This window comes from Bradyrhizobium sp. P5_C11_2, assembly GCF_054049755.1.
On sequence record NZ_JBFULT010000268.1, the window covers coordinates 1 to 10,064 of the forward strand.

Sequence of the window (10,064 nt, forward strand, 5' to 3'; positions counted from 1 at the left end):
GTCCTGCTGGGCGCGCGCCAGATGCTGATCCACGGGGAAGCTGATGACTTCCTTGGCATGGCGGTCGGTGACCGGGAAGGTTCCCGGGGCGTAACCGAGGTGCTTGAGGCCTTCCTGCTGATACAGCGGGATCGGATAGTGAATCTTCGCCTCGATGCCGTTGTCCAGGCAGTATTGGTAGAGCTCGTCGCGGCGTTCGGCGAACACCATGTAGAGGTGATAGACGTGCTTCACGTTGGGCCGGCGCGGCGGAACGCGCAGGCCGGGCAGGCCGGCAAGGCCTGCGTCGTAATAGGCCGCATTCTCGATTCGGCGCCGCGTGATCTCGCTGGTCTGGCCGATCAGCCAGTTGCCGACCACCGCCTGGAGCGAATCGAGTCGCGAGTTGCAGCCGAGGATCGCGATCTCGTCGCGGTTCTTCATGCCGTGATTGCGGATCAGGCGGAGCTTCTCGTTCATGCCGTCGTCATTGGTGACGACGACGCCGGCGTCGCCCCAGACGTTCAGGTTCTTGAGCGGATGCAGCGAGAAGCCGGCGGCGATGCCATGGGTGCCGGAGCGCTTGCCGGCGAACTCCGACAGGATGCCCTGGCAGGCATCCTCGACGACGGGAATGTTGTGGCGCTGGGCGATCGCCATCAGCTTGCCCATGTCGGTGACTTCGCCGGTCAGCTGAACCGGCATGATCGCCTTCGTCTTCTTCGTGATCGCGGCCTCGACCTGGTCGACGTTCATGCAGAACGAATCGTCGCAGTCGACCAGCACCGGCGTTGCGCCGGTCTCGGCGATGGCGCCGACGGTGGCGATGAAGGTGTTGGCGGCGGTGATGACTTCGTCGCCATGGCCGATGCCGAGTGCCTTGAGCGGCAGCTTGAGCGCGTCTGTGCCCGATCCCACGCCGATCGCGTGACGCACGCCGATCAGCTCGGCAAAGCGCCGCTCAAATTCGGCAACGGGCTTGCCAAGGGTGAAGTCGCCGGTTGCCACCAGGCGGCCGATCTCGGCCAGGATCGGGGCAGGGTCGGAGAATTGCTCGAGCAGATAGGAATATCGAACGTCGTACATGTGACCCGTCAGGTGGAATGAAGTTGAGGGGAGGAGGTGTGGGAGGCGGCGAGCGCGTGCTCGATCGAGCTCGCAATGGCGTTCGGCGCAAGTCCGTGCTTCTTGAGCAGCGAATCCTGCGAGCCGTAATTGTGCATGAAGCGGTCCGGCAACGACAACCGCAGCATCGCGGGCAGGCCTGATCCGAGCTTGTCGATCAACGCCTCCGCGACCGCGCTGCCGAGCCCACCCGAGGGCACGTGCTCTTCCAGCGTCACCAGCAGCCGGGTCCCGCGGGCTGCTTGCAGCAGGGCCTCGGTGTCGAGCGGCTTCACCGTATGCATGTGCAGGATGCCGGCGCGAATGCCTTGCGCCGCCAGCAGGTCGGCCGCAGCGAGTGCGCGCTGAAGCATGATGCCGGTGGTGACAATCACGACGTCGCCGGGCGGCCGCATGAGGATGGCCTTGCCGATCTCAAAGCCGTGCTCGGCCTTGGAAACGACCGCGTCGCCACCCTTGCCCAGCCGGACGTAGATCGGTCCCTTCCAGTCCAGCGTCTGCTCCATCATGCGCGCCGCCTCGTCGGCATCGCACGGGCAGATCACCGTCATGTTCGGCAGCGCCCGCATGATCGCGATGTCCTCGATCGCCTGGTGGGTGGGGCCGAGCGGCGCATAGACGAGGCCGCCGCCATTGGCGATCAGCCGCACCGGCAGATTGTGCAGGCAAAGGTCGACGGCGACCTGCTCGTAGCAGCGGCGCGTCAGGAATGTCGCGATGGTGTTGACGTAGGGCACGAAGCCTTCCATCGCCAGACCAGCCGACATGCCGATGATGTGCGCTTCCGAAATGCCCTCGATCAGATGGCGCTTCGGAAACTCCTTGCTCATCGCGCGCAAGGTGCCCGCGCCGGGATCGGAGCCGATGTAAAGCACACGCTCGTCGCGCGCGGCGAGCTTGTGGACCATGTTCATGGCGGTGTTGCGCATGGGGAGCCGATCAAAAATCGCCGACGGCGACGCGAATGGCGTCGAGCTCGCTGTCGGTCAGCTTGTTCTTGTGATGCCAATCGGCGTTGGATTCCGCGGCCGGCAGACCCTTGCCCTTGACGGTATGGCAGATGATGGCCGCGGGTTTCCCCGGCACGAGCGGGAGTTGCTTCAGGACGGTGCGCAGGGCGCCGACGTCGTGGCCGTTGATCTCCTGCACCGCAAAGCCGAAGCTGCGCCATTTGTCTGCGAGCGGCTCCAGCGGCAGCACGTAGTCGGTGGGTCCGTAGCTCTGGAGCTTGTTGTAGTCGATCAGCGCGATCAGATTGTCGAGCCCGTGCTTGGCCGCGCCCATGGCGGCCTCCCACACCGAGCCCTCGTTGATCTCGCCGTCGCCGAGCAGGACGAAAGTCCGGTAGGCGCGCTCGCGCATGCGCGCGGCGAGCGCAAGGCCGACGCCGATGGACAGGCCGTGTCCGAGCGCGCCGGTCGAGGCCTCGACGCCCGGCACCATTCCGTATTCGGGGTGTCCGCCCAGGATGCTGTCGGACCCGCAAAAACCGTCGAGCTCCGACAGCGGGAAGAAGCCGCGATCGGCGAGCAGCGCGTAGAGCGCCAGGCAGCCGTGCCCCTTGCTGAGGATCGCGCGGTCGCGCTCGGGATCGCGCGGGTTCTGCGGGTCGATCCGCAGCACGTCATCGTAGAGCACGCGGACCATCTCGATCAGCGACAGGGCCGGACCGACATGTCCGCGTCCCGCCGAACGGACGGATCCGAGCACCAGGCGGCGCAGGTAAAGGCTGCGCTCGTCGAGCGTGCAGGTGAGGGCGGCTTCAGCGTGGGGTGAGATCTGGATCACGTTGGCAAATCGTTTGATGGAGCCGGCGGGCTTTGTCGAGCTGACCGGCGAGGCGGACCGTCAGGTCGCCACCTTGCGCAGCCAAGGCGCGCCGGGAGCGGCTTTCCGGCAAATAGGCATTCAGGACAATCAGGCACCAAATCGCCCCAAACAGAGGATACAGTACGTCAAGGCGGATCGCAAACGCGTCATCCCTAGCCGCGAAGGCTTGTGTGAGGCGTTCGGTCAACTGATTTGCCTTGGCTTCGGGCAGATTGCTACCGGGGTGCATCGCGGTGTCGGACACCAGCTTGACCGGATCGTCCCAGCCGAAATATTCGAAATCGATGAAGCGCAGCCGGCCGTCTTCGCCGCGCAGCGCGTTGTGCAGCCCGAAATCCGACGGGCTCAATGCCCGATGCGCGGGCGCAAGATCCGCCCCGGGATCCCGGCCGAGTTCCGCATAGCGCCGGCGGAGCTGCCGAATCGCGATTGCCGTGCTGGGAACCAGGCTGCCGTCCAGGAATTCGCGCAGGTCCGGATGATCCTCCGCGGCTCGCCGCAGTCCGTTCAGCCGCTGCTCGTACTGCGCGACCGCTTCGTCGGGCGAGAAAATGGCGGCCGACGCGCTGCGCAAATCCCGCGCACCCGCGGCGTCGCGCAGCCTCTGGAGATCGATCAGGAAATCGGCCAGCTGGTCGGCATCGTCCGCCTGGGGCCGCAGGACGGCCGCTTCGCCATCGAACCACTGATACAGCGCGCACTGCGCATCCGCGTCCTTCGCAATCGGCCGCGGTGTCGACGTGATGGCATGGCGCGACAGAAACGACAGGGCGTCGTATTCCTGATTCAGCCGATCGCGCCCGTCGGACGGATAATGCTTCAGGGCGAGGGCGGGGCCCTCCGCCATCGCCAGACGAAAGACCCTGTTGTTGCCGCCGGCGCGCGCCGGCTGGACGCCCACGACGCGCGCGCCGGACAGGCGGGCGCCGATCGCCATCGCATCCTGGGCGCTGACGTCGGGCTCGCTCATTGCGCAAACACCTCGCGGCGAATATCGGCCCAGGTTGCCATGGGCTCGCAGTGGCCGGGGTGGGGAGGCTGCGAACGCGTGAACAGGATCGATCGCGTGGCCTTCGGAAAATGCGGCTGCTCGAACACCTCGACGAGATCGTCGATGAACACATCGAGCTTCAGGCTTGCGAGCCGTTCGACCTTGGCCGCAAGCGTGTCCTCGAAATAGATGTCGTCGTCGGCGAGCGCCGCATCCTCGGCGCCGATCAACCTTGCATCCCTCAGCCAGCCTCTCGCGGCGTCGCGGAGGTCGACCCGGTCCGGATCCTGATGACCGTACCGGGTCTTGTGGCTGACGATGCAGATCTTCGAGCCGGCCTGCCGGCCTRCCGCCAGGAACTCCCGCACGCCCGGATAGATCTCGGYGCCGCCAATTCCCTTGCCATAGACGAAACCCTGAAGGCCCTGCCATGCGGACTCGCCGCCGGGGAGGGACCGGAGATGGTTCCGTACGTCCGTCTTCAGCCCGGCCCATCCGTCGGGCAGCAGCCCGCGCTGACGCGCGACGGCGGCAAAGACCTTGTCGTAGCAGATGATCGTGTTGTCGAAATCGATGCCGATCCGCACGCCGCTCACTTCAGGCTGATGTTCTGCATCATCTTGATATTGAAGTACCTGGGGTCGTTGAGCGAGTCCGGCAGGCGGCCGGCCTTGAAGGCGTCCACCAGTCCGGACACGGCCTGCTCGATCGTGTGCGTCGGCGCGAATCCGAGCTCGCGGCGGATCTTCTCCGAGGAGACGTGATAGGAGCGCAGATCGTCGGTCGGCTCGACCACGACGTCGACATTGCTGCCGACCACCGACTTGACGATATCGGCGATCTTCATCAGCGAATGGTTTTCGTAGCCGATATTGTAGGTCTTGCCGTCGATCTTGGCATCGTCCTGCTGAAGCAGGAACAGATAGGCCGCGGACATGTCCTGGATGTGCAGATTGGGCCGCCGCTGGGAGCCGCCGAACACGCGAATGCGGCCGGTGTTGACCGCGAGGTTGGTCAGGATGTTGACGACGACGTCGAGCCGCTGCCGCGGTGCGTAGCCGCAGACGGTGGCGGGACGAACGGTGCAAGCTACGAAACCCGACGCAGCCTCCTCGGCGAGGTCGATCTCGCACATCGCCTTGAACTTCGAGTAGTCCGTGAGCGGCTCGCAGGACAGCTCCTCGGTCACCTCGGCCTCGTCCTTGATGCCGTAGACGCTCGACGAGGACGCGTAGATGAAGCGCTTGATGCCGGCCTTCTTGGAGGCGCGCACCATCGGACGGAAGCAGTCGTAGTTGATGGACTTGCCGAGCGTCGGATCCAGCTCGAACGAGGGGTCGTTGGAGATGCAGGCGAGGTGGATCACCGCGTTGTTGCCGCGCAGGGCCTCGTTGATTGCGGCTTCGTCGCGGATGTCGCCCTTGATCAGGCGAAGGTTCGGATTGTTGCGAACTGCATCGAAGACCGATTCGCCATACATGAACAGGTCGAGCACGGTGACCTTGTGGCCCGCTGCCAGCAACTGGGGAACCAGCACGCTGCCGACATAGCCGGCGCCACCGGTGACCATCACGTTCCATTTCTGATCAATCACTGTCGTTCTCCAGAATTCTTCCTGTGCACTATTTCAGCAGCGCGGTGACAAACTTGACCAGCGGGGCCTTTTCGACCGAGTTGCGGTGACCGACGATGCCGACCTTGATCGCGCCCGCCGCGTTGCCGATGAAGGCGACGTCCTCGATATTGCCGCCGGCGGCAACCAGCGGCGCCGTGATCGTCAGGAAGGCATCGCCGGCGCCGACGGTGTCGACGACGGTCTTGGTGAAGGCGGGCACGCGCGCGACGCCGGTCTTCGACGAGAAGGGGTAGCAGCCGAAGGAGCCGTGCGTGATGATCATGTTGTCGCAGTCGATCTTGCCGTGCAGGCTGGTCTCGATCACCGACGCGATGTCGCTGAACTTGTCGGTGGCGGCCAGCCGCGCTTCCGGCGCGTCGATGCAGATGTAGTCCGCCCGCGGATACTTCGTGATCAGATTGTAGCCGTGGTTTCCGCTGTTGCTCTGGGCGTTGATCGCCAGGAACTTGGAGTTGCCGATCAGGGCATCGATCGTGCTCGGAGCGATCATCCCGTGGCCGAAATCGGTGACGATCACCACATCCCCGGCGCGAACGCGCTCGGCGGTGATGCGGTCGATCTCCTTGCGCTCGGCCTCGTCGAGCGGCGTGTCGTCCATGGTGTAGACTTCGAAGAGCTTGTGCAGATATCCCAGCTCGACGTACCGCAATTTGCGGGTCGTCGGGCGGCCCTGAATGYGGATCGGCGTGAGCCTGACATTCGGGCGGACATGCGCACGGATGAACTCTTCCGGGTAGTCCTTGCCACCCAGCGTCGTGACGATCTCCACCGACTTGCAGAAGCTCGCCACGTGATTGGCCGCGGCAATGACGCCGCCGGCAAATTGCTCGCCATTCTTGAACAGAGTGGCGACGATGTTTTCCTTCGAAGCCTTTCCGAGCGCGGTGACGTACTGGTATTCGTCGATGATGGTGTCGCCGACCAGCACCACGTGCATGTCCTGGATCTTGTCGATCAGCTTCAGCAGGCGTTCGGCGCCACCGCTTTCGCGCACCTTCTGGAGGTAGTCGCGCAGAGGGGGATCGTAGATGTCGAAGTAGCGGTTCATCAGCGACGACGAGCTGAAGGTCACGTCGCGCGTGAAGACGATGCGGCCGCCATGGCGTTCGACGGCCTCTCGCTCGGTGGCGATCTTGCCGGTGACGTCATCGTCGGGGTTTTCGTAGTCCGAGCCCTTCACGTAGATGTCGGGGCGCACGGTATCGAGGATCGGCTCGGCGCTCGAGGTCTGGTTGATGCCGACCCAGTCGACCGTGCCGAGCGCGGCCAGCATCTCGGCGCGCATGTTCTCCGGGAAGATCGGCCGCCCCGGGCCCTTGTTGACGAAACGGTCGGCGGTGACGGTCACGATGACCACGTYGGCCTCGTTGCGCGCCGCCAGGATGTGCCGAACGTGGCCGAGATGCACCAGATCGAACACGCCGTGGCACAGCGCAACGGTGCGGCCCGCGTCCTGCGCGGCCCGCGCGATCGCGCCGAGTTCCTCGATCGTCTTGATCTTCTCGTGCGGTGCCGGATGGACAGCCGACTTGTCTGTCGAAGTATTACCCATGTGTATTATACCCAAAGCGCCGGCCGACCTCGGCCGGCCGGCGCGGAATTGATCGACTCGCGGCAACGATATCCGGCGAACCTGTTCAGTGGCTTGCCTTCTGCGGCGTGCCGGCCGCCGCGTCGTCCGCGTCACCTAGATATTTGAACCAGTCCTTGGTGGCGTCGGCAATCTTGTCCACCGTCCACAGGGGTGCGTCCTTGTACTGGTCCATCGATTTCAGCATCGTCGCGACGCCGTCCTCGAATTTCACCTTCGGCGTCCATTTCAGGACCCGCTTGATCTTGGTGATGTCGGCGTAGGTGCAGTCGGGCTCGCCGGGGCGCTTGGGAATGTGGACCTTGTCGCCGCCGAGAAGCTCGACCAGCCGGTTGACGCTGTAGGTATTGTCCGAGCCGACGTTGAATATCTCGTGGGAAACCTCGGAGCGTGCGGCGGTCACGAAGGCATCGGCGACATCGCTGACGAAGGTGAAATCGCGGGTCTGTTCTCCGTCGCCGACCACCGTGAAGGGCTTGCCGGCGAGCTTCTGCGCCATGAAGACGCCGAACACGGCGCCGTAGGTGCCCGTGGTGCGATGGCGCGGCCCGAATACGTTGAACAGGCGGAGCGCCACGGCCGGAAGCTTGTAGACCTGGCACCAGTGCATGACGCACTGCTCGCCGAGATTCTTGGTGAGGGCGTAGGGATACATCGGCCGAATCTCGGCGCTCTCCGGTGTCGGGTAGACGTCGGGAATGCCGTAGCAGGACGATGATGCCGCATACACGAAGCGGCGGACGCCCGCCTGCCGCGCCGCCTCGAGAACGTTGACCGTGCCGTCGACATTGGCGCGATGGTACGGGATCGGCGATTCGATCGAGGGGACGATGTCGGCCAGCGCCGCGAGATGGAAAACCCAGTCGATGCCGTCGAAATGCGGCCTGATCGATTCGAGCTCGGTGACGTCGGCCCGCACGACCTTCAGCCGGCTCGAACCGGCGTGCGACGACAGATTCTCGGGACGCCCGATGACGAAATTGTCGAGCGCGATGACTTCGTGGCCGTCGTCGAGGAGACGATCGACCAGGTGACTTCCAATAAAACCGGCGCCGCCAGTAACGATGCATTTCATGGGGAACATCCGTGACGCGAATGCCCAGCGAAACAGGCTCGCCAATGTTGAGTGAAACCCGAAAGCCGACTATCAGCCGCCCGCAAACTTTGCAAGTATTATACCTTTGCAATCCCTAGTAATAGCCGGTATCAGGGCGACATGTTGCAATCGAGCCGCCAGCCCATGCCTGCCGAGTCCGTCGATCCCGATCACAAGGCCTTCCTCGACGATTACGTCGGTCGCCTCCATCGCGCGACCGCGATAGACGACGGTATTTTTGCGGGGATCTCCGCCACCCGTGCGACCTGGTTGCGGACGCGCGAGCAGGGCGGTCGCGTTATCTTCATCGGCAATGGTGGCTCGGCCGGCATCGCCTCGCATCTGGCGATCGATCTGGMGAAGAACGCATCGGTGCCTGCGCTGTGCTTCAGCGATGCAAGCATGATGTCGTGCCTCGCCAACGACTACGGTTTCGAGGACTGGATCGCGCACGCCGTGCGGCTGAACGCCCGCGCCGGCGACTGTCTCGTTGCGATCAGTTCGTCGGGGCGCTCGAAGAACATTCTCAATGCGGTCGCGCAGGCGCGGACGATGAAGCTCGATGTGATTACGCTGTCGGGCATGAATGCGGAGAATCCCCTGCGTAATCTCGGCGACGTCAATTTCTGGGTGGACAGCCGCAGCTACAACATTGTCGAGACCACGCACCAGTTCTGGATGATGGCCGCGATCGACCTCGTCATCGGTCGCGCGGAATACCCGGCGTCCTGAGGCGGGTATCGGATGCAGTCGCGGTTTAAACAGACAGCTCTGTTTTCGGTGAAGCTGCTGCTGTCGATCGCGGTGCTGGTCTATATCGCGCGCGGCCTCGATCTGGGCCGGTTGCGGGCTCATCTCGTCTCCGTCGACCCGTTCCTGTTCGTTCTCGCGCTGGCGCTGATCTTCTTTCAGACCTTCGTGCTCAACGGCCGGTGGGAGCTGATCATGCGCGCGCTCGGCGTGTCGCTGGACTGGTTCGCCGGCTGGCGGATCCTCATGATCAGCCTCTGGTTCAACCAGGTGCTGCCGTCGTCGGTCGGCGGCGACGCGGTCCGGATGTGGCTGCTGCGGCAGCGCGGCGTGCAGTGGCCGGAGGCGGTCAAAGGGGTTGCGGCGGACCGTTTCACGGCGTTGATCGGGCTGGTCGTGCTGATGGTGGCCGGATTGCCGTTCCTGATGTCACGCGTGTCCGATCAGGCCGCGATCCTGGCCATCGGCGGGCTGACGCTGGCGGGCGTCGCCGGCACCGTGGTCCTGTTGACACTCGATCGTCTGCCGAAGCGCCTCATCGCGCCTCCCGCGATCGCAAGCTTCGTTCGTTTCGGGACGCTCGTCAGGTTTCTTCTCGTGCAGTCCGCGTGCCGCGGCTTGCTCCTCGGATCGGCGCTCCTCATCCATCTCGTGACGGCGGCGGCCTGCTATGCCCTGGCGCGCGGCGTCGGCGCGCAGCTCTCCGTGATCGACGCCGCCGTCCTGATTCCGCCGGTCGTCCTGTTGACGGCCGTCCCGATCTCGATCAGCGGCTGGGGCGTTCGCGAGGGGGCCATGGTCGCCTGTCTTGGCCTTGCCGGCGTTCCTTCCGAAGAGGCGCTGTCGGTTTCGCTCCTGCTGGGGGCCGTCAGCGTGATCATCGGTCTTGCAGGCGGCGTGATCTGGCTGGCAAGTCCGGAGCGTGGCTCGTATTCCGCGGACAAGGCGGCGAAGGCTGCGGGAGAATCACCGAACTACGGGCTGGCGAAGGCCGAGGAGGTATCGAGCCACCCTTGACCCGCTTGAACCATTGCCGTCCATCTGATCTTCACAGGGTGGGATTGCC

General features: G+C 64.4%; 10 protein-coding genes. 2 read left to right on the forward strand and 8 right to left on the reverse strand.

Annotated features, from left to right (window positions below):
• The 8 genes from ACXJL8_RS23255 to ACXJL8_RS23290 form a co-directional block, all read right to left on the reverse strand.
• A partial coding sequence (locus ACXJL8_RS23255; protein WP_456685648.1) for a DegT/DnrJ/EryC1/StrS family aminotransferase occupies nucleotides 1-1,065 on the reverse strand: 1,065 nt, incomplete at its 3' end.
• A gap of 8 nt (nucleotides 1,066-1,073) precedes the next feature.
• Nucleotides 1,074-2,033 (reverse strand): transketolase family protein, encoded by a 960-nt coding sequence (locus tag ACXJL8_RS23260; RefSeq protein WP_456618184.1) that lies wholly within the window; start codon nucleotides 2,031-2,033, stop codon nucleotides 1,074-1,076.
• A 10-nt stretch (nucleotides 2,034-2,043) separates the two neighbouring features.
• The gene (locus ACXJL8_RS23265; protein WP_456618183.1) at nucleotides 2,044-2,892 is read right to left on the reverse strand and encodes a transketolase; all 849 of its coding nucleotides are present in this window, start codon (nucleotides 2,890-2,892) and stop codon (nucleotides 2,044-2,046) included.
• Nucleotides 2,867-3,904, reverse strand: a complete 1,038-nt coding sequence (locus ACXJL8_RS23270; RefSeq protein WP_456618182.1) for a phosphotransferase family protein — start codon at nucleotides 3,902-3,904, stop codon at nucleotides 2,867-2,869. Before ACXJL8_RS23270 ends, ACXJL8_RS23265 begins: the two co-directional genes overlap by 26 nt.
• The gene (locus tag ACXJL8_RS23275; RefSeq protein ID WP_456685649.1) at nucleotides 3,901-4,512 is read right to left on the reverse strand and encodes a hypothetical protein; all 612 of its coding nucleotides are present in this window, start codon (nucleotides 4,510-4,512) and stop codon (nucleotides 3,901-3,903) included. Before ACXJL8_RS23275 ends, ACXJL8_RS23270 begins: the two co-directional genes overlap by 4 nt.
• A gap of 5 nt (nucleotides 4,513-4,517) precedes the next feature.
• Nucleotides 4,518-5,519 (reverse strand): NAD-dependent epimerase/dehydratase family protein, encoded by a 1,002-nt coding sequence (locus ACXJL8_RS23280; protein ID WP_456618180.1) that lies wholly within the window; start codon nucleotides 5,517-5,519, stop codon nucleotides 4,518-4,520.
• A gap of 28 nt (nucleotides 5,520-5,547) precedes the next feature.
• The gene (locus ACXJL8_RS23285) at nucleotides 5,548-7,113 is read right to left on the reverse strand and encodes a PfkB family carbohydrate kinase (protein ID WP_456685650.1); all 1,566 of its coding nucleotides are present in this window, start codon (nucleotides 7,111-7,113) and stop codon (nucleotides 5,548-5,550) included.
• Nucleotides 7,114-7,198: 85 nt separating this feature from the next.
• Nucleotides 7,199-8,227: an SDR family oxidoreductase gene (locus ACXJL8_RS23290; protein ID WP_456618178.1), complete on the reverse strand. Its 1,029-nt coding sequence runs from the start codon at nucleotides 8,225-8,227 to the stop codon at nucleotides 7,199-7,201.
• A 165-nt stretch (nucleotides 8,228-8,392) separates the two neighbouring features.
• On the opposite strand from ACXJL8_RS23290, the gene ACXJL8_RS23295 reads away from it, so the two are divergent.
• Entirely contained in the window at nucleotides 8,393-8,980 is a 588-nt protein-coding gene (locus ACXJL8_RS23295) for an SIS domain-containing protein (RefSeq protein WP_456685651.1), read from the forward strand.
• Nucleotides 8,981-8,992: 12 nt separating this feature from the next.
• Complete coding sequence (locus tag ACXJL8_RS23300; protein WP_456618177.1) at nucleotides 8,993-10,015, forward strand: lysylphosphatidylglycerol synthase transmembrane domain-containing protein; 1,023 nt, start codon at nucleotides 8,993-8,995, stop codon at nucleotides 10,013-10,015.
• The last annotated feature ends 49 nt before the right edge of the window (nucleotides 10,016-10,064 follow it).